The organism is Enterococcus bulliens (assembly GCF_053761865.1).
In genome coordinates this window covers 50029-69996 of the sequence record NZ_JBSMXK010000002.1, presented here as the reverse complement: position 1 = coordinate 69996, position 19968 = coordinate 50029, and the positions used below count along the sequence as shown (strand labels likewise).

Here is a 19968-nt window from a genome sequence, read left to right as displayed (position 1 = left end):
TCCTATTCTTCGTAACTTTCTAGACGAGCATCAAAATCTTCTTCAGACTCATTAAAGCGCATGACGTGGATATCTTCTGGCTCAAAATCTAATCCGATCTGACTACCTTCTTTTGCTTTTTTCGTTGAATGGACCATCCATTCGTTGCCTTGTTCATCATAACAAATGATTTCATAATGAACGCCACGGAATAATTGAGTATCGACATTGACACTCAGCTTGCCTTTTTCTACTGTAGTCAGTGAGAGATCTTCTGGTCGAATCACGACTTCTACTGGTTCATTTTGACGCATGCCACCGTCGACACATTCAAAGACTTTACCGACAAATTCGACTTTATTGTCTTCAATCATCACACCATTAACAATATTGCTTTCGCCAACAAAATCTGCCACAAAATGATTAATCGGTTCATCATAAATATCCACCGGTGTCCCACTTTGAACGATCTTTCCTTTATTTAATACAAAGATTTCATCACTCATTGCTAGTGCTTCTTCTTGATCGTGTGTGACAAAAATAAAGGTGATCCCCAAGCGTTGCTGCAATTCGCGCAGCTCGTATTGCATATCTGTTCGCAGCTTTAAATCAAGCGCAGATAATGGCTCATCAAGTAATAATACTTTAGGTTCATTAACGATTGCTCGAGCAATCGCCACTCGTTGACGTTGACCACCAGACATTTCACTGATTTCTCTTGTTTCATATCCGGCTAGTTGAACAAGTTTTAAGGCCTCCGTTACTTTTTTAGCAATTTCAGCTTTAGGTAATTTTTTTATTTTAAGTCCAAACGCTACATTATCAAACACATTCATATGTGGAAATAAAGCATAATCTTGAAAGACCGTATTCACTTGGCGTTGGTTTGCTGGAACGTCATTGATTCGCTTTCCTTCAAAAAACACATCCCCTTGCGTAGCCTCTGAAAACCCTGCGATGATCCGTAAAATCGTCGTTTTCCCGCAACCAGAAGGGCCTAATAAAGTGTAAAACCTTCCCTCTTCGATTTCAAAATTGACTTTTTTTAAAATCATTTCATCATCATATTGCTTCACGACATTTTGGAATGAAATAATTGGTTTCCCCATTTGTTTCCTCCTTCTCATTTTTCCTATACACGTACTAGTACTTTCTTGTACAAAACATACTGCTTAAGAATAGAATTTTTTTCAAAAAAACACAAGTCTAGAAGGCTACGTTTTGTTAAAAAATCACGAAAATCTAACCAAATTTTCCGTTGAAAAACAAAAATTATGTTATGATATTCGTGATTTACAGATTACAAAACACAATTGTATACACTCAAGGAGGAACTCCATGCGGATCTTAGTCACTCTAGGCGGAACAAGCGAATCGATCGATCAAGTTCGCGAAATTACCAATCAATCAACCGGACAACTTGGCACGTTTATCGCCGAACAATTTTTAGCTCAAGGTGCAGTCGTAGATGCTGTCGTTACCAAGTATGCAAAACATCCCAAAATGCACCCTAACCTTTCTTTACATTTAATACACGATACTCAGGATCTCACGCATACTTTAAATCACTTGTTGCAGCTTCATCCCTATGATGCAGTCATCCATAGTATGGCTGTCAGTGATTTTACACCTAAAGTCACCTTGTCTGAAGCACAATTATTAGCCGCGATGAATGCATGGCTAATAGAACATCCTAATGAACCTTTTTGTGCTGACTGGTTTCACACACTCCATGTGCAAACTGAAAATAAAATTTCGTCTGCCACCGACCATTTGACTGTCATTTTAGAAAAAACACCTAAAGTCATCCAAATGATCAAACAACTACAACCTGATACCTTGTTAGTCGGATTTAAATTACTCGTAGGTGTTTCAAAAGAAGAACTGTTAACGGTAGCAGCTAGTGCATTGGTGAAAAATCAAGCTGATTTTGTGTTAGCCAATGATTTGAGTGACATCAATCAAAAGCAACATATCGGCTACTTGCTCAATCAAGATGGGATCGTCGCCAAAGCTACTCAAAAACCAGCTATCGCGCAGATGATCTGTAACACATTAGTCCCTATTTTAAATGAAAGAAGGAGCCAAGCATGACCAAACGCATTGTTTTAGGTGTAAGTGGCAGCATTTCTGCCTATAAATCAGCCGATTTGACGAATGAATTAACTAAAGCTGGCTATGAAGTCGATGTCTTAATGACCCAAAGTAGCCAAGCCTTTATTACCCCACTTACCTTGCAAGCACTCTCTAAACGCAAAGTACATATAAGTGTTATGGATGAAGAACAACCGGAAAAAATCAATCATATCGAGTTGGCTAAACAAGCCGATTTGTTTATCGTCGCTCCAGCTACAGCAAATATCATTGCCAAATTAAGTCATGGACTTGCAGATGATCTGATTACGACCGTTGCCTTAGCTTTACCAAACGATGTCCCTAAATTGATTGCTCCAGCGATGAACACCGTAATGTATGAACATGTCTTGACACAAAAAAATCTTGCTTCCTTAAAGGAAATCGGCTATGATGAAATTCTTCCAAGACAAGCATTATTAGCCTGTGGCGATTACGGACGAGGTGCGCTCGCGTCACTCGATACGCTCTTGGAAGCCATCCATACTAAATTTAAGGCATAATCAGGGGGAACTTGTCATGAATCGTCGATCAAAACACTTCGACTTGGTATTAACCGCATTTTTTTTAGCTATTTTATTGTTATTAGCATCTGTACCGTTTTTAGGCTTTATTCCTTTAGGACCAATTAACGCAACGACGATGCACATTCCTGTAATCATCGCTTCTATCGTATTAGGACCGAGATTGGGAGGATTTTTAGGGCTATGTTTTGGCATTATGAGCATGATCCGCTCTACTGTGATCATTACACCGCTCTCATTTGTTTTCTCACCTTTTATCGCTCCGATTGGCGCTGAACACGGAAGTCTCTTTGCTTTATTTGTTGCATTGATCCCTCGAATTTTGATCGGAATCGTTCCTTTTTATGTCTATCGCACCACGATGAAACTGACAAAAGAACGGTATCAACCAGTAGCGCTCTTTATCGCTGGGATTTGCGGTGGATTAACCAATACGATTTTAGTCATGAATGGTATCTATTTTTTCTTTCAAGGTCAATATGCACAACTGATTGGAAAAAGTGGAGCTGCAGTATATACTGCCATCAACGGTATTATTTTAACGCAAGGAATTCCAGAAGCTCTAGTCGCTGGGATCGCAACGGCGGCGATCGCTACCGTATTATTAAAATTATATCAACGAACGCAATAAAAAATAGACCTTCAGGAAATGTGGCCACTCGTTTACCGATTGTGCCACTCACCTGAGGGTCTGTTTTTAGTGTTCGCCGATAATTCGAACTTCCGTTTCTAGCGTAACATCGAATTGCTCTTTAATCACTTTTTTGATATGTGCAATTAATTGGATATAATCTGTTGCTGTCGCATGATCGATATTGACGATAAAGCCTGCGTGTTTCATCGAAATCTGCGCGCCTCCTAAAATCATCCCTTGTAATTTTGCATCTTGAATCAATTTTCCAGTAAAGTACCCTTCTGGACGTTTGAAGACACTCCCACAAGACGGATATTCAAGTGGTTGTTTTTCTTCACGTAATCGTGTCAATTCTTGTACTTTTTCATCGATCATGATTTGCTCACCTATTTTTAGAGCGAACGTCACCGATAAAATGATCCCTTTTTGTTCTTGAAGTACGCTATGTCGATAAGAAAAATCCATCTCGTCTAGCGTCAATGTCTGGATTTCTCCTGTTTCATCTAAATACTCACAGCTGACAAAGACATCTTTGATCTCCCCACCATACGCGCCAGCATTCATATATACAGCGCCACCAATACTTCCTGGTATCCCGCAAGCAAACTCTAGACCAGTTAGCGTATGTTTAGCAGCAGCTTTTGACACGTCGATCAAGCGCGCCCCTGCTTCGACCGTGATCATCGTGTGCTCGATCGTCATGGTCTTCATTTTTGTCAACATCAAGACCACTCCACGAATTCCACCATCACGCACAATCAAGTTACTCGCATTGCCTAAGACGATCCAAGGCACGTTGTGTGTCTTACAATACTGTACTACTTGTTCTACTTCATGTTTTGTTTTAGGAAAGATCAAGTAATCTGCTGGTCCGCCTGTTTTGGTATAGGTATACTTCATCAACGGTTCATGTGTCAAAATCTCCATGTTTGGAAATTCCATCGTTAATCTTGCATTGTCCATTTTGTACATTCCCTCTCTTTTTTAACATCTGTTATAGTGTAGCATGATTTGCTTGTTCTTGCCTTAATTTCCTTTAAAAGCTTAAGAAAGATTTGGATAGCTTTCATTTAAAAACAAGATTCAGTAAAATAGAGGTAAGCAAGGAGGAATACAGATGAAATTTATTTCGTGGAACGTCAACGGCTTACGCGCTGTTATGAAAAAAAACTTTATGGACATTTTCGAAGAATTCGATGCTGACTTTTTCTGTCTACAAGAAACCAAACTACAAGAAGGCCAAATCGAAATGCCGCTAACTGGCTATCATCAGTATTGGAACTATGCTGAAAAAAAAGGATATTCTGGAACGGCTATTTTTACAAAGCATCAGCCACAAAACGTTACGTATGGGATCGGAATCACAGAACATGACCAAGAAGGACGGGTCATTACTTTAGAATATCCACAAGCCTTTGTGGTAACGTGTTATACACCAAACTCACAAAACGAGTTAAAACGTTTAGACTATCGAATGGATTGGGAAGATGCATTTTTGGCATATCTAAATACCTTAAATACAAAAAAACCTGTCATTTTATGTGGAGATTTAAATGTCGCACATCAAGAAATCGATTTGAAAAATCCTAAAACGAATCAAAAAAATGCTGGATTTACGCCGCAAGAGCGTGAAAAATTTACAGTCTTATTAGAAAATGGCTATATCGATACTTACCGCACTTTACATCCTGAACAAACCGGGGCTTACTCTTGGTGGAGTTATCGTTTTAATGCACGTAAAAATAACGCTGGATGGCGAATCGACTATTTTGTGATCAGCCAAGCGTTGCAACCTTATTTAAAAGAAGCCAATCTTTACCCGCAATTACTCGGTAGTGATCATTGTCCCGTTGAATTGGTATTAGATTTAGATATTACAACATGAATTTCTTAGCATTGGACTTTGAGACAGCTTCTTCAAAACCTCACAGTGCGTGTGCGATCGCGTTGACGATGGTCCGTGACAATCAAATCGTCGGTGAATTTTTTACATTGATCAAACCAGATAGTGAATTTTCACCACATACGATTCGTATCCACCATATCACACCTGAAATGGTGCAAACAGCACCCACTTTCGATCAGGTTTGGCCTGTAATCGCGCAATATTTCAATCCACATAGTTTGATTGTTGCGCACAATGCACCATTTGACAATCGCATATTGAGTGCTTGTCTAGCTTATTATCATCTAGAACAACCTACTTATCTTACTTTAGATACAGTAAGGACGAGTCGTAAATGTTATCCTACGCTAGCCAACCATAAACTCAACACGGTCGCTGATTTTTTAGCTATCCCTCTAAATCACCACGATGCGCTAGACGATAGCCGTGTATGTGCTAAAATTTTGATCCATCAAGCACGTCATGTTGACGAATCCGTGTTGAGACCTTTTGTCTCACTCTATCCGCATCAATGAAAAAACTGTAACAGACGTGGATCGCTTAAAAAAAGCCGGATCATTTTCGATAATAGGTGCACCTATTGCGATAATGATTCGGCTTATTTACGGTATTACTTTTATACTCGCCATTCTTTTTTAATGAGTGTGACAGAAGTCTGTCACACTCATTTTTTCAAAGACATGAAAGTTACTGCTTCAAATGGCACTTGCGGCAATATCTTTGCCATTTTAAGATCATAGTGAAATCCAAATTTTTCATAAAGATGAAGAGCGGATCGATTTTCTTTTAGTACGCTTAAACCTACTTGCGTTAATGTAGACTCTAATTGTAGCCATTCTAAAGCTTCTTCAACTAAAATAGATCCAATCTGCATATTTTGATAAGCTGGAGCAACGGCCACACCGACTTCACCGATTTCTGATGTGATCTTTTGAATCGTCACTACACCAAGACATTCCGTCGTTTTAGCAATTAAAAATAGGTGTTCTGTCGACTCATAAATAACGGCTAATTGGTCCGCTAATTGATCGCTAGATAACGTATAAAGCGCGGGATCAAAATAAACGGTATCACTTACCTGACGCATTTGGTTGATAAACTCCAAAATAATCGCGGCATCTTCTGGAATGGCTTTTCGAAAACTGACTTCCATCATGCAAATTCCATAATGCGCTCATAAAAGGCTTGTGCGCGTACACCTTCGATTTTAAAAGTGAGGTGACGGATGGTATCGTCGAGATCATCTTTCGTTAAGATGATTTCTAAAAAATCTAATGGAAGTTCTTCTAGCTGACGTCCCCATTCGACTACAGTCAACCCATCTCCTTCAAAATAATCATCCAGTCCCAATTCATCCGATCCCGAAATAACACGATAGACATCCATGTGATACAGAGGTAAGCGTCCACTCTCATATTCACGGATGATCGTATAGGTTGGACTTTTGATCATTTGCTCAATTCCTAGTCCCTTTGCGATTCCTTTAGTAAATGTCGTCTTGCCCGCTCCTAGATCACCAGTCAATAGTAATACATCTTGTTTATTTGCTACTTGGCCTACATGCGTAGCAAATGCGAGTAATTCATCGATTCCTTGTAAGCGCATAAAGCATCATCCTTTCTTTTCTTGCGATGAAAAAAGGAAAGTTCATCAACTAGAACTTTCCTTTTACTTGTTTAGCTATTTAGGGTTTGCGCTGCTGTAATAATCGATAGTTTGTACACATCTTCTTCATTACATCCACGAGACAAATCAGAAATTGGTTTATTTAAACCTTGTAAGATTGGTCCAATCGCTTCGAAGTTCCCAAAGCGTTGTGCAATTTTGTAGCCAATGTTTCCTGATTGTAAATCTGGGAATACAAAGACGTTGACGTGTCCTGCGACTTCTGAATCAGGTGCTTTTAAGTTTGCTACGGCTTGGCTATATGCTGCATCAAATTGTAATTCACCATCGATTGCAAGTTCTGGTGCCAATTGTTGTGCAATTTTTGTCGCTTCCGCTGTTGCGTCTACTTGAGGCGCTTTAGCAGAACCTTTTGAAGAAAAGCTTAGCATCCCAACTTTAGGATCGATATCAAATAATTGCGCAGTTTCTGCAGAAGCAACGGCGATTTCCGCTAATTCTTGTGGTGTTGGTGCAACGTTGATCGCGCAATCTGAGAAGATATATTTTTCTTGCTCATTTCCACGCATCATTAAAAATGCACCACTTGTACGGCTGATTCCTGGTTTTGTTTTAATGATTTGTAATGCTGGACGTACAGTATCTCCTGTAGAATGGATCGCACCAGAAACTAGACCATCTGTAATGCCCATGTACGTTAACATCGTACCAAAGTAATTTTCGTCTTTTAACAATGTTTCCGCTTGTTCACGTGTCACTTTACCGTTACGTCGTTCAACAAACGCATCGACGATTTGTTCCCAACGACCACAGTTGTCTGGATCATAAATCGTTAAGTCTGAGATATTGATTCCGCGTGTTTTCGCTGCTTTTTCGATTTCCTCGCGTTTTCCAATCAATACAGGTTCAATCAATTCTTCTCCGTTCAAACGTGCCACTGCACCTAGGATACGTGTATCTGTTGCTTCTGGGAACGCAATTTTAATTCCGCGACGTACGATTCTAAATTTTAAACTATCAAATAATTCCATTAGTGAAAACCCTCCATTTTTTACACATCATTCTCACTTATCATACACTATCTACACGAAAAAAAACAGTTTTTTCCTCCTGTATTACTATTTGGTAAGAAAGTAATGATAACTCTTTAAATCATTGATACGAACTAATCAGGAATTTGCCAATCGATTGGAGTTTGACCTAATTTTACCAACGTGTCGTTTATAGTGGAAAATGGCCGTGATCCAAAAAAACCTCGATAAGCCGATAATGGACTTGGATGTGCCGCTGTAATAATTTTATGTTTTTGTGTATCAATTCTTTGGCTTTTTTTCTTTGCAGATCCACCCCATAAGACGAAAACAATTGGAGTTTGGCGTTGATTTAATGCATCAATAACAGCATCTGTAAACTGTTCCCACCCTTTTTTCTGATGCGAATTGGCTTGATGTGCTTGAACTGTCAAGACCGTATTGAGCAATAAGACTCCTTGTTTGGCCCATGCATGTAAATCGCCATGTGTCGGGGGAGTGACATGCAAATCATCTTGCATTTCTTTGTACATATTTCGTAAAGAAGGCGGAATTTTTTGGCCCTTTGTAACCGAGAACGCTAATCCATTTGCTTGGTGATCATTATGGTAAGGATCTTGCCCTAAAATAACGACCTTAACTGCTTCATAAGATGTTTGATGAAGTGCTTCAAAAATCAACTCACGAGGTGGAAAAACTTGGGTTGTTTGATAGGCTTGATCCACAAATGTCTTTAATTCACGCATCTTAGTCGTTTGACAGATAGGTGATAAAACATCTGACCAAGTATTATTCGCCATAGAATCCGACTCCTTCATCGTGCCACCCTTGATTGACTAATGCTTGTTTTTCACCGGCGTTAAATGTATAGTGATGCGTTCCTGTTTTCGCATTAGGATTATAGACACGCAAGATCTCTTTTGCTCCAGTTGAGTAAAAACTGATCCCTTCTGCTCTCCATCCAACTGAGACTAGATGATTGACTTCTTGTTGTTGCGTTGTGTAATGATGGTCACCACTATTTGGATTGTATACGCGATATACAGGATCCCCAGTCAACGAAGTATGCCACGCGATGCTCTCATAGCGCCATCCAACTGTAACCAAATGTTGTTTTTCATTCGTATCATACGTATAAAAATGCTCACCACTATTTGGATTATATAAACGATAAAGCGCGACTGAATCAGCTGACGGCTGATCATATTGTGTTAGATCATAGCTTTCGATCAAACGATTCAATTTTTGATTATACTGTGGATCGGTTGCATATTTGCCAGTTAAAAAAGCGGTCGCATCTTGATAAGTGGGCGCATTGCTTTTCCAAGCACCCGCATAATAATACACTCCCGGTGAAAAAGAGCGCGTCTTTAATTTATGCACATTATCTAGTAATGATTCATTGTAAGAAGGATACTTTTTAAACGCCGCATTGACTTTAATCCATTTATTGTTTACAAACTCCGAGGTTTCGATCATGACAGAGGCGCCGTTATAGTCTCCTTTGATTCCAAAAAGATTATGATTGGGTGGTGAAGCTAGCTTGCTTTGGCCCCAATTACTTTCAAGAATCGCTTGTGCAATCATGACTGAAGCATATAAATCATTATCTCCTGCTAAAACTCGAGCATCTTCTCCAACGCTTTCAATAAATTGTTGCTGTGCAGGTGTCGTCGCTACACTTGCAGCTTCACTTGTGATAGGTGAGATTGCATACATGCCAATTCCCAAACCAATCGCAACCGTCGTAAGCATTAATCGTTTTTTCACGTCATCTCTTCCCTTTTCTATAATCATTTTTCTAACTTTCTTCTTTATGGTACACTATCTTTGTCTACCGATGCAATTAAAAAAGGGAAGTGAATGGATATGTCTGAGTATTTTATCCAAGAACAACGTTTAGGAACAAACACCCAAACAATCGTTAAAAATCGTGAGGGACGCGCACTTTATTTGTTGATCGGACACTGGGGAAGTAAAAATGACGTTTTATCTTTATACCACATGGATGGTGCACTAGCAGCTCGGGTAAAACAAACGAGTATGTTAGTAGGTAGACGCTTTGATTTGTATCTAGATGTTCAAAAAGTCGGGACGTTAAAAAAAATATTTAATTGGCCTGGTGATTTTTATTATATCGGTCACTTGCACTGGGCAGTGTATGGCAATATCTATCATCATCAATACGCTATCCGTCACTTCAAGCGGCAAGTGATGACGATGGATAAACGACCATTTTTAAAAGAAAATTATTATGTCTTAACGATTGATGATCCAAGAGATGCTCCACTTTGTATCTGCATTGCGGCTATTATGGATTATTGGCTTTATAATCGAAAAAAAGAGGCTGAACCCTATTTCGTTCAACCTCAATTTGCTTAGCTTAGGCTAAGCTTTTTTTGCATGTGGTCATAGGTATGTCCACTTAGTTGCTGTGTCGTCACCACCCGATACCCAAATCGTTCATATAATTTTTTAGCTTTAGGATTTTTTTGATCACAACATAATCCAATGTATTCATAGCAACTTTGCTGCGCTGTTGTTTCAACACTTGCAAGTAATTCTTTTCCAATACCTTGACCACGATAATCTGCTGCGACACAAATCGAATCTAAATACCACTCATTTGGCAATGTTTCTGGATCTGTGAATAAAGCAGATGGCTCTGCAATGTGATGTTTTTGTACAATTGTTTTCCACGCATTATCGATAGCTTGCTCGTCAGCTGCTGGATATCCAAATGCTACTCCAGCAATTTTTCCTGCAACTTCTTTGACGATCGCACGCGTTTCACTATATCGATACGTTTCATCTTCCATCGCTTCAACGACGAATTCTAATAACTCGTTTTTGGTATAACGAGACACTAATGGAAGCTCCATATCACAAAAGATAACATACACTAATTCTGCCATTTGCTTACGATCTGCTGGTACTGCTTGTCGAATCATTTTTTTATTCCTTTCTATTTTAAACTAGTCCTTATTTTACTTTCTTGATATACTACATGAAGAAAAGGAGGTTTTGGCATTGAAGATACTTTATATTTCAATTTCGGGAAATACCCGCTCGTTTGCAACGCGCTTAAAAGCTTACGCGGATGCACAGGATACTCCATTTTCGCTAAAAGAGATCCACGACAATACACCATTTACCAATGAAACAGAACCCTTTGTCGTCTGTGTTCCTACCTATTTGGAAGGTGGTAATGGAATCGATTCTGGGGATCAAGAGATTTTAACAGAAGCGATGCGTGACTATATCGATTATGGCGATAATGCTCATTATTGTAAAGGGATTATCGGAAGCGGTAATAAAAACTTTAACAATCAATATTGTTTGACTGCGAAACAATACGCTGCCCAATTTCAAGTTCCGTTTCTCGGTGATTTTGAATTGCGCGGTATGCAAGATGAAATCGAAAAAATTTATCATGCGATTTTGAGCTGTTAACTTATCCACATCCAATGGATTGCTTAAAAAGTTTCACACTAAATAAAGTCATGATTCAATTGAGATAGGCGAAGATAGACTTCTTTTCTTAAAATCGAATCCTAAAAATTATTTGATTGTGAAACATCTTAAAAGGCTTTTTCAATAAGTCTTGACAAATAAAAAAACCAGATCGATTCATTTTAAACGAACAAATCTGGTTTTTTTTCATTTAGTTTACGGCTTTAAAAAAAGAATCCCGGCTGTATTGCTTCCCTGCTAAAATATCATACGTGATCATTTGATAATCACGAAAAATTGCCGCTTGTTCTGTCGTAAGCGTGCGGGTAGCTTCCCATTTTCCTTGTTGATAACTTTGATTGTTTTCTTCAGCTGGTAAAAATTGGGCAACTTGGTGTAACAATTCGTAAAAACCTGAGATCGATAATCCTTGATTGACTAATAATTCTGGCGCAAAATAGTATGGACTAAGCACTAAGTCAGTTTGATTCGAAAGAGCCTGTTTCGAATCAAAAAACATAAAGTCCGTTAAATGCATTTGTACGTCTTCATTTTGTGCTTTGATCGTGTCATCGTAAATTCCTGGCAGATGATCGCCCCAGAAAACCACAAGCGTTCGTTTATCTAAAGTCTTTAATTCTGCTAAAAAATCCACAAAAGCCTCACTACTGATATGGATATCTTCTAAATAATCTTCTGCTGCAGTTGAATCAAAGCCTTCCATTTTATAAGGATGATTATCGTATTTTGTTCCATATGGCATATGCGTTTGCATCGTGACTAGATGGACAAATTGTGGGACGTCAGTTTCTTTTAACTGGTCGACGACTTTTTCGTAGGCGCTTTGATCTGAAATATATGGATTGTTTTCTTGACGAATCGGTTCTTCAAAATCTGTTTGATCATAAAAATCGTCAAATCCCAATAAAGTGTACACTTCTTTTCGTTTATACATCGACGTATCATAAGGATGGATAGCTGTCGTTTCGTATTCTTGAGCATTTAAAAAGGATACAATTGAAGGCAATGCTTCAAGCTTAGGTACTAACATTGTATAAGGCGTGGTCATTTGAGGTGCAAGCAAACTCATCGAAAATCCCGTCAGTGCTTCAAATTCGATATTTGCGGTCCCTCCTCCATAACCTTGAGAAAGCATTTGTCCAGAAATCGTCGTTTGTTTTTGTTCACGATAACGAGTCAAAGGATCTGTAGGCAGTGTGATCCCGTTTAAGCGTGAAGGATCTGAAAAACTTTCACTCATCACGTATATGATATTCGGTTTTTCTTCACTAACACTTTGCGCCTTTGCTTGTGTGTTATAACGGGCGACGATATCTTCAATCGCTTCTTGTGAATAGCCCTCAACTTCTTCCATTGTTGGGACGAATAAGTTATATAAAAAACCACCCACAAATCCCACGTTATAATAATTCATTTCTTGAGAATACGGAATCCATAATGCCGTTTTGTTATATGCTTGACGCATTATGTTATCTTCTTGATTAAACTGACTTAAACTCACTAGCCCAAATGATGTCACACAGAGTAAACACAATCGTTTGACCTGAAACCATTTTGGTCGTTTTAAACTTAAGATCAGTTGGCACATGACCAAAAACAAAACGATCACAGCACCGATAAACAACAACCAAAAGAGCCAATTCGGGATCAAATCGCGAAACATTTGAAATTGAAACATCAAGCGAATGTCATCAGGATAGAATGGTTCATTGCGGTAGTTCATTTTTTGACTCGTCACAAATCCTGCGAGTCCGATCATAAACACATAGACGAAACTTCCGACTTTATATGACCCTAAAAAAGCACTTAAGAAAAAATAAAGTATCGCCAAACAAACACTACCTAGTAAAAATTTTTCTGTATGCCATTCAAATGCAAATTTATAAGCCAATTCTAGCGAAAAATGATTTTGGCACCATTGTAAATAAACATGTGAACTAAAAATAAGCAAGCATGCTAACAGCAGATGAAGCCATTTGGCAAGAAAAGATGTACGATACATCACGATCACTCCTAAATCAGAGAATAAAAAAAAAGAGGAAACATTGCTGTTTTCCTCTCGACGTTGTTGACAGAGTCTTCCCCAAAACTCCTGTAATGTTATTATAAGACAATCATGAAATTGTTGCAAATAAAATCCTGTTAAATTCTAAAAAATAACAGTAGAAACTTTAAAATCAGTGTTATTTTTACTTCCAAAAATCATCGAAGATCGTAATTGGTAAGTGACGTTTGTGTTGTGTTTTCCCCCACCAACGTTCGATGGTTTCTTGATCTTCTAAACTAACCGTTTTGCCTTCTAGATAATCATCGATCGCATCATATGTTACACCAAGTGCGACTTCATCGGCCACTAATGGACGGCCATCTTCCAAATCTGCAGTGGGGATTTTGGTATACAATGCTTCTGGTGCACCAAGTTCTTTTAATAACGCCTTTCCTTGACGCTTGTTTAAGCGAAATAAAGGGAGAATGTCTGCCCCTCCATCCCCATATTTAGTAAAAAATCCAGTAATGTTCTCAGCTGCATGATCCGTTCCTAAAACGGCTCCGTTGCGTTCACTTGCAATCGCATATTGTGAGATCATTCGTTGGCGTGCTTTGATATTGCCTTTATTAAAATCACTGACCGGAATTCCCGTATCTGCAATAGCTTGGACTTGTGCATCGACAGCTTCTTTGATATTCACACGAACATCGATATCTGCTTGGATAAATTCTAACGCGCGTTTAGCATCTACTTCATCAGCTTGTTCACCATAAGGTAAGCGTACGGCGATGAATTGGTAGTTAGGATTACTTGTTTCATTTCGCATTTCTTCAATCGCTAATTGTGCCAAACGTCCAGCTAATGATGAATCTTGACCACCACTAATGCCTAACACGAATGTTGTTAAAAAAGGATATCGTTTTAAATAATCTTTTAAAAAATCAATACTTTTACGAATCTCTACTTTTGGATCAATTGTTGGTTGAACGCCTAATTCAGCGATAATTTCTTGTTGTAATGTCATCTATCTTTCCCTCCAAACCCTTATTCTGCTACTTTAAAGCGTTGAACATTAGATCTTACTTCTTCGATCAAACGCATCTTATGGTTCCAGCATTCTTGTGACAAGTCAACTGGATACGGTTGCGGATTTAAATCGCGCTTGTATTCATCCCATAGCGAATCTAAACTCGCTTTTGAGTAGGCTTTGATCTCTTCTAAGGCTGGCAATTTGTAAACGAGCGTCCCTTCCTTATAAATATCTAACAGTAACGGACGTGCGTGAAAATCCTTAATTGTTTTATTGATAAACGTATGCACCGGATGGAACATAAAGAGTTCTGGCTGCATCCGAGGATCCTCGTCCCAAAGCGTAATATAGTCACCTTCTGATTTCCCATTAGAACGTCTCGTAATACGCCAGATTTGTTTCTTACCTGGAGTTGAGACTTTTTCAGCGTTACTTGATAGTTTGATTGTATCGACCATTTGACCTTGATCGTTTTCCATCGATACCAATTTATACACTGCACCCAATGCTGGCTGATCGTATGCGGTGATCAACTTCGTGCCCACGCCCCAAACATCGATTTTTGCCTTTTGCATTTTCAAACTTAAAATCGTACTTTCATCTAAATCATTTGATGCAAAAATTCGTGCGTCTTTAAAGCCTGCTTCGTCGAGTTGTTCACGAACTTTTTTTGAAATATACGCCATATCGCCACTATCGATTCTCACACCTAAAAAGTTGGTTTGGTCTTTCATCTCATTGGCTACTTTGATCGCATTCGGAACACCTGAACGCAAAGTATCATAAGTGTCGACTAAAAAAACACAATCGTGATGCGTTTTGGCATATGCCATAAAGGCATCGTAATCATTGCCATAAGATTGAACTAATGAATGCGCATGTGTCCCACTGGCTGGAATCCCGAAGATTTTACTTGCTCGGACATTACTTGTTGCATCTGCTCCACCAATAAACGCTGCACGTGTTCCCCAAATAGCCGCATCCAATTCTTGTGCACGACGGGAACCAAATTCTAATAACGGATCATCCCCAATGACTGACTTGATACGTGCAGCTTTTGTCGCGATCAACGTTTGGAAATTTACCATATTCAATAAAGCTGTTTCAATCAACTGTGCATGTGCGATCGGGCCTTCCACTTGAATTAAGGGCTCGTTGTTAAAGACTAATTCCCCTTCTTTGACTGCACGAACGGTACACGCAAATTTAAATTCACGTAAATACGCTAAAAAACCTTCTGAATATCCACCGACTTCACGTAAATACGCTAAATCTGTTTCGGTAAATGTTAAATTTTCTAAATACTGCACTAAGCGTTCAAGTCCAGCAAAAATCGCATAGCCATGTTGAAACGGCATGTCTCTAAAGTAACATTCAAACACAGCATGACGATCCGCTCTGCCTAATTCCCAATATGTCTGCATCATATTGATTTGATAAAGATCAGTATGTAGCGTTAAACTATCATCTGTATAGATATTTTGCATGCGTGCATCTCCTCTTTTTTAATCTTTCCTTATTTTATAACAGATGGATTGAAAAAAGAAGTAGAAATGTTTCTCTTCATCTATTCCCAATGATTCATTGTGAGTTTTTTTCATGCTATACTAACCTCACATAAGATTGGAGGAACTGATCATGGGAGTATTCGATGGACTTTTAGGTAACAATACAAAACCAAATACAGCTAAGGTGACACATGAATTGCAAGCGATTTTGATTGCAAATGAAACAGTCGATTTAGCATTCACTTTGATTCGAGACTTAGTCGTCTTTACAAACAAACGTTTGATCATTGTCGATAAACAAGGTGTAACGGAAAAAAGAGGCTGTGACAAATATTTGTCACAACCTCTAAAAATAGTGTTCCAAAAGTAGCTTCTTTGAAAAACAAGTCGCAGTATACCGAAATAGATGAATCGATTATCGGAAATGATGCGGCTTATTTCTTAGAGCGGCCCACTTCTGTCACAATAGTTTTTTACATCATGCCGCCCATCATTGATGGATCCATTGCTGGAGCAACTTTTTCTGGTTCTGGTTTATTCGCTACAACAGCTTCTGTTGTTAACAATAATGCCGCTACTGATGCAGCATTTTGTAGTGCTGAACGTGTCACTTTAGTTGGATCCACGATACCAGCTTCTAACATATTCACCCATTCACCAGTTGCCGCATTAAAGCCGATTCCAAGTTCAGCTTGTTTTAATTTGTCGATAATCACTGAACCTTCATAACCCGCATTTTCTGCGATTTGACGAACTGGTTCTTCTAAAGCACGTACTACGATGCGAATCCCTGTTGCCACATCGCCTTCTTCTTCTAATGCTGCTACTTTTTGAATTACGTTGACTAGCGCAGTTCCACCACCAGAAACCATTCCTTCTTCAACCGCTGCACGTGTCGCATTTAAAGCATCTTCAATGCGTAACTTCATTTCTTTTAGTTCTGTTTCAGTTGGTGCGCCAACTTTCACTACCGCTACACCGCCTGCTAATTTCGCTAAGCGTTCTTGTAATTTTTCACGATCAAAATCTGAAGTCGTTTCTGTGATTTGATTGCGGATCACTTGTACACGTGCTGCAATGGCTTCTTTTTCGCCAGCGCCTTCAACGATCGTTGTATTGTCTTTATCGACCACGACTTTGCTTGCGCGTCCTAGCATTTCGATCGATGCATCTTTTAATTCTAGACCTAGATCTTCTGTGATCACAGTACCACCAGTTAAGATCGCAATATCTTCTAACATAGCTTTACGACGGTCACCAAATCCAGGAGCTTTTACAGCGACTACGTTAAACGTACCACGGATTTTGTTTAATACTAAAGTTGGTAAAGCTTCACCATCTACATCATCTGCAATAATCAATAATGGTTTGCTTTGTTGTAAGATTTGTTCGAGCAATGGCAAAACGTCTTGAATATTTGAGATTTTTTTATCTGTGATCAAGACATATGGATTTTCTAACACAGCTTCCATTTTATCATTGTCTGTTACCATGTATTGAGAAAGGTAGCCGCGGTCAAATTGCATTCCTTCTACCACATCTAGTTCTGTTTCGATCCCTTTTGATTCTTCGATCGTAATCACGCCATCATTGCCGACTTTTTCCATTGCATCTGCAATATAACTTCCTACTTGTTCACTACCAGAAGACACTGCTGCAACTTGTGCGATAGCTTCTTTAGTATTCACGATTGATGAAATTGCATGTAGTTCTTCGACTGCGGTTTTTGTCGCCAACTCGATCCCACGACGTACACCTAATGGATTTGCACCAGCCGTTACGTTTTTCAAGCCTTCACGTACGATCGCTTGTGTCAATACAGTAGCTGTAGTCGTACCATCACCTGCGATATCATTTGTTTTTGAGGCAACTTCTGAAACTAACTGAGCCCCCATATTTTCAAAATGATCTTCTAATTCGATTTCTTTTGCAATAGTCACACCATCGTTTGTGATCAGTGGTGAGCCAAAGCCTTTTTCTAATACCACATTGCGGCCTTTTGGTCCTAAAGTTACTTTTACGGTATCTGCTAATTTATCTACTCCACGTAACATTGCTGAACGTGCATCTTCTGCAAATTTAATGTCTTTTGCCATTTTCTTCACCTCAAAAATAATTTTTTTATTCTACGATTGCAACGATATCTTTCGCTGAAAAAATCATATATTCAGTGCCTTCATACTTCACTTCTGAACCGGCATATTTTTCAAATAACACAGTGTCTCCCACTTTTACCGGAACAGGTGCTACTTCTCCATTATCGAGAAGACGTCCTTCTCCAACTGCGATCACGGTACCAGTTTGTGGTTTTTCTTTTGCTGCTGAAGCTAAGACAAACCCGCTAGCAGTTGTTTCTTCTTCTTTTGATACTTCGATCAATACACGATCACTTAATGGTTTTAACACGTTTTATCCCTCCAAAAAATAGGTTTTTAATATATTAGCACTCTCTTTAATCGAGTGCTAACTTACACAGATTATATTACTCATTTTTGTAGCAGAATGCAAGTTTTTTGAATAATTTTAAAAAATTCCCGGAAAAGCGATACCTTGTGTTTTTTTTGTTATACTAAGAGAAATGAAAGGAGAACGAGCATGTCTTTAAAAAAATATAGTCTATTGACGATTTTGATTTATGCTGTTTGCTACTTACTTCCAGCATTTTTCCCGATCAATTTAAGCTTATGGATCACCTTATTTACATATGTCCTTGGTGCAATCACGTTAAGTCTCGTCTATTTACGTCATGGATTGAGTCAATTTGAAAAACGTCCTGCCGATTGGAAACAAATCTTGACTTGGGGAATCGGAGGTATCTTTTTAGCTTTGATCCTTCAAGCCATCGCCTCTCAAATCGAAGTCGGTCTCTTTGGTGCCCCAGAGACATCGCAAAATACCGCACAGATTATCGGGTTTGTTCAATCACAGCCCTTCTTTATTCTAGCCGTCACAATCGGTGGCCCTATCATGGAAGAATTTGTCTTTCGCCGCGCGATATTATTGTCACTAGCTAGTAAGACACCACTTTGGTTTGCTATGTGTGTCAGTAGTTTACTGTTTGCACTGATCCATTTTGACGGACACTTATTGCTATATACCACGCTAGGATTGTTTTTTAGTTTTCTCTATCTCAAAACCGGTCGTATTTGGACATCGATTATCTGTCATGTCGGCATGAATACCTTAGTTGTCTTACTGACGATTTTCTTAACTTAAAAAAAGGGGGTGTGACAAACGTTTGTCACACCCCCTAAAAAGTGAATACCTAGTATTTCAGAAGCCATTTTTTCTGTCACAACTTCTTTTTAAATTGCAAATAATTCTGTCGCTCGATCCGGATCGGTATCATATAGTTTAAACGTTTCGTTGACCCCTTTATCGTATTCTTTTAGAATCGTCTCCATCGTCAGATGTGCCAACTCTTTCAAATTGTTCTCGCGACTCAAATGGCCTAAATAGATCCGTTTCGTTCGATCGCCAAGTAAATCTTTCATCGCTAACGCACCATCTTCATTTGACAGATGCCCTTTATCTCCTAGTATTCGTTGCTTTAAATTCCATGGATATGCACCCATGCGCAACATTTCTAAATCGTGATTGCTCTCGATCAGATAAGCATCTGCATCTTCAATAATCCCGCGAACGCGATCACTACAATACCCCGTATCTGTCAGTACAACAAACGATTTGCCCGCTTTATTGAATTTATAAAACTGTGGTGCTGCAGCATCATGTGACACACCAAAACTTTCAATATCTAGATCCCCTAATGTCAGCACACTTTCCATATCAAAAATATGTTTTTGCGCTACATCGACTTTACCGATCAATGGATCCATGGCTTGCCAAGTTTGTTGATTGGCGTAGACATCTAAGCCATATTTACGTGCAAGTACTCCCACACCATGGATGTGATCCCGGTGTTCATGTGTCACCAAAATCGCATCGAGATCTTCTGGTTTACGATCGACTTCACCTAGTAATGAAGTAATTTTTTTCCCACTCAATCCAGCATCAACAAGGATTCGTTTTTGTTCACTTTCGATATATAGTGAATTTCCCGAGCTGCCACTTGCTAAAATACTGACTTGAAATGCTTGGTTCGTTTTCATTACATCTGACCCCTTTTTGTT

22 protein-coding genes and 1 pseudogene are annotated in these 19968 nt (G+C 38.9%); 9 read left to right on the top strand and 14 right to left on the bottom strand.

What is annotated here, in order from left to right:
• Positions 1-2 precede the first annotated feature (2 nt).
• The gene (locus tag ACWOEC_RS01685) at positions 3-1088 is read right to left on the bottom strand and encodes an ABC transporter ATP-binding protein (RefSeq protein WP_455305540.1); all 1086 of its coding nucleotides are present in this window, start codon (positions 1086-1088) and stop codon (positions 3-5) included.
• Positions 1089-1317: 229 nt separating this feature from the next.
• Here ACWOEC_RS01685 and coaB point away from each other — a divergent pair, with 229 nt between their 5' ends.
• Genes coaB through ACWOEC_RS01670 form a run of 3 tightly spaced genes read left to right on the top strand, consistent with a single transcriptional unit; the run spans position 1318 to position 3267 of the window.
• Positions 1318-2073, top strand: coding sequence for a phosphopantothenate--cysteine ligase (coaB, locus tag ACWOEC_RS01680; RefSeq protein ID WP_455305539.1), 756 nt, complete (start codon positions 1318-1320; stop codon positions 2071-2073).
• Positions 2070-2615, top strand: coding sequence for a phosphopantothenoylcysteine decarboxylase (gene coaC / locus ACWOEC_RS01675; RefSeq protein ID WP_455305538.1), 546 nt, complete (start codon positions 2070-2072; stop codon positions 2613-2615). Before coaB ends, coaC begins: the two co-directional genes overlap by 4 nt.
• 16 nt (positions 2616-2631) lie before the next feature.
• Positions 2632-3267 (top strand): ECF transporter S component, encoded by a 636-nt coding sequence (locus ACWOEC_RS01670; RefSeq protein ID WP_455305537.1) that lies wholly within the window; start codon positions 2632-2634, stop codon positions 3265-3267.
• A 66-nt stretch (positions 3268-3333) separates the two neighbouring features.
• On the opposite strand, the gene murB is transcribed toward ACWOEC_RS01670, so the two are convergent.
• On the bottom strand, positions 3334-4233 hold the full coding sequence (gene murB / locus ACWOEC_RS01665; protein ID WP_455305536.1) for a UDP-N-acetylmuramate dehydrogenase: 900 nt from the start codon (positions 4231-4233) through the stop codon (positions 3334-3336).
• Positions 4234-4387: 154 nt separating this feature from the next.
• On the opposite strand from murB, the gene ACWOEC_RS01660 reads away from it, so the two are divergent.
• A complete protein-coding gene (locus tag ACWOEC_RS01660) occupies positions 4388-5155 on the top strand; it encodes an exodeoxyribonuclease III (RefSeq protein WP_297077034.1) in 768 nt (255 codons plus the stop codon).
• On the top strand, positions 5152-5691 hold the full coding sequence (locus ACWOEC_RS01655; RefSeq protein ID WP_455305535.1) for a 3'-5' exonuclease: 540 nt from the start codon (positions 5152-5154) through the stop codon (positions 5689-5691). Before ACWOEC_RS01660 ends, ACWOEC_RS01655 begins: the two co-directional genes overlap by 4 nt.
• Before the next feature lie 149 nt (positions 5692-5840).
• Here the strand turns inward: ACWOEC_RS01655 and ACWOEC_RS01650 are convergent, their stop codons facing one another.
• From ACWOEC_RS01650 to ACWOEC_RS01630, 5 genes are all read right to left on the bottom strand, one after another.
• Positions 5841-6329 (bottom strand): N-acetyltransferase family protein, encoded by a 489-nt coding sequence (locus tag ACWOEC_RS01650; protein WP_455305534.1) that lies wholly within the window; start codon positions 6327-6329, stop codon positions 5841-5843.
• Positions 6329-6781, bottom strand: a complete 453-nt coding sequence (tsaE, locus tag ACWOEC_RS01645; protein WP_455305533.1) for a tRNA (adenosine(37)-N6)-threonylcarbamoyltransferase complex ATPase subunit type 1 TsaE — start codon at positions 6779-6781, stop codon at positions 6329-6331. Before tsaE ends, ACWOEC_RS01650 begins: the two co-directional genes overlap by 1 nt.
• Positions 6782-6852: 71 nt before the next feature.
• A complete protein-coding gene (gene pta, locus ACWOEC_RS01640; protein ID WP_297075617.1) occupies positions 6853-7833 on the bottom strand; it encodes a phosphate acetyltransferase in 981 nt (326 codons plus the stop codon).
• A gap of 134 nt (positions 7834-7967) precedes the next feature.
• Positions 7968-8651 carry a uracil-DNA glycosylase gene (locus ACWOEC_RS01635; protein ID WP_455305532.1) on the bottom strand — a complete coding sequence of 228 codons (684 nt, stop codon included), beginning with the start codon at positions 8649-8651 and terminating at the stop codon, positions 7968-7970.
• Positions 8623-9552, bottom strand: a complete 930-nt coding sequence (locus ACWOEC_RS01630) for a glucosaminidase domain-containing protein (RefSeq protein WP_455305639.1) — start codon at positions 9550-9552, stop codon at positions 8623-8625. Before ACWOEC_RS01630 ends, ACWOEC_RS01635 begins: the two co-directional genes overlap by 29 nt.
• 150 nt (positions 9553-9702) lie before the next feature.
• On the opposite strand from ACWOEC_RS01630, the gene ACWOEC_RS01625 reads away from it, so the two are divergent.
• Complete coding sequence (locus ACWOEC_RS01625; protein WP_455305531.1) at positions 9703-10215, top strand: LURP-one-related/scramblase family protein; 513 nt, start codon at positions 9703-9705, stop codon at positions 10213-10215.
• Here ACWOEC_RS01625 and ACWOEC_RS01620 read toward each other — a convergent pair.
• Positions 10212-10784 (bottom strand): GNAT family N-acetyltransferase, encoded by a 573-nt coding sequence (locus ACWOEC_RS01620; RefSeq protein WP_455305530.1) that lies wholly within the window; start codon positions 10782-10784, stop codon positions 10212-10214. The two genes, ACWOEC_RS01625 and ACWOEC_RS01620, sit on opposite strands and share 4 nt — an antisense overlap.
• Before the next feature lie 79 nt (positions 10785-10863).
• Between ACWOEC_RS01620 and nrdI the strand changes: the two genes are divergently transcribed.
• Positions 10864-11286: a class Ib ribonucleoside-diphosphate reductase assembly flavoprotein NrdI gene (nrdI, locus tag ACWOEC_RS01615; protein WP_297075634.1), complete on the top strand. Its 423-nt coding sequence runs from the start codon at positions 10864-10866 to the stop codon at positions 11284-11286.
• Positions 11287-11497: 211 nt separating this feature from the next.
• On the opposite strand, the gene ACWOEC_RS01610 is transcribed toward nrdI, so the two are convergent.
• The 3 genes from ACWOEC_RS01610 to ACWOEC_RS01600 all read right to left on the bottom strand — a co-directional run bounded on the left by ACWOEC_RS01610 (position 11498) and on the right by ACWOEC_RS01600 (position 15814).
• Entirely contained in the window at positions 11498-13309 is a 1812-nt protein-coding gene (locus ACWOEC_RS01610; RefSeq protein WP_455305529.1) for an LTA synthase family protein, read from the bottom strand.
• A 187-nt stretch (positions 13310-13496) separates the two neighbouring features.
• Positions 13497-14321 (bottom strand): ammonia-dependent NAD(+) synthetase, encoded by an 825-nt coding sequence (nadE, locus tag ACWOEC_RS01605; protein WP_455305528.1) that lies wholly within the window; start codon positions 14319-14321, stop codon positions 13497-13499.
• 20 nt (positions 14322-14341) lie between these two features.
• Entirely contained in the window at positions 14342-15814 is a 1473-nt protein-coding gene (locus ACWOEC_RS01600; protein ID WP_455305527.1) for a nicotinate phosphoribosyltransferase, read from the bottom strand.
• 151 nt (positions 15815-15965) lie between these two features.
• On the opposite strand from ACWOEC_RS01600, the pseudogene ACWOEC_RS01595 reads away from it, so the two are divergent.
• Positions 15966-16154: pseudogene (locus ACWOEC_RS01595) on the top strand (PH domain-containing protein); the annotation flags it as partial.
• Positions 16155-16308: 154 nt separating this feature from the next.
• On the opposite strand, the gene groL reads toward ACWOEC_RS01595, so the two are convergent.
• Together groL and groES are read right to left on the bottom strand one after the other, a co-directional pair.
• On the bottom strand, positions 16309-17931 hold the full coding sequence (gene groL, locus ACWOEC_RS01590) for a chaperonin GroEL (RefSeq protein ID WP_455305526.1): 1623 nt from the start codon (positions 17929-17931) through the stop codon (positions 16309-16311).
• A gap of 25 nt (positions 17932-17956) precedes the next feature.
• Complete coding sequence (gene groES, locus ACWOEC_RS01585) at positions 17957-18241, bottom strand: co-chaperone GroES (protein ID WP_297079747.1); 285 nt, start codon at positions 18239-18241, stop codon at positions 17957-17959.
• Positions 18242-18430: 189 nt separating this feature from the next.
• On the opposite strand from groES, the gene ACWOEC_RS01580 reads away from it, so the two are divergent.
• Entirely contained in the window at positions 18431-19051 is a 621-nt protein-coding gene (locus ACWOEC_RS01580; protein WP_455305525.1) for a CPBP family intramembrane glutamic endopeptidase, read from the top strand.
• 89 nt (positions 19052-19140) lie between these two features.
• Here the strand turns inward: ACWOEC_RS01580 and ACWOEC_RS01575 are convergent, their stop codons facing one another.
• Positions 19141-19947, bottom strand: a complete 807-nt coding sequence (locus tag ACWOEC_RS01575) for an MBL fold metallo-hydrolase (protein ID WP_455305524.1) — start codon at positions 19945-19947, stop codon at positions 19141-19143.
• Positions 19948-19968 lie beyond the last annotated feature (21 nt).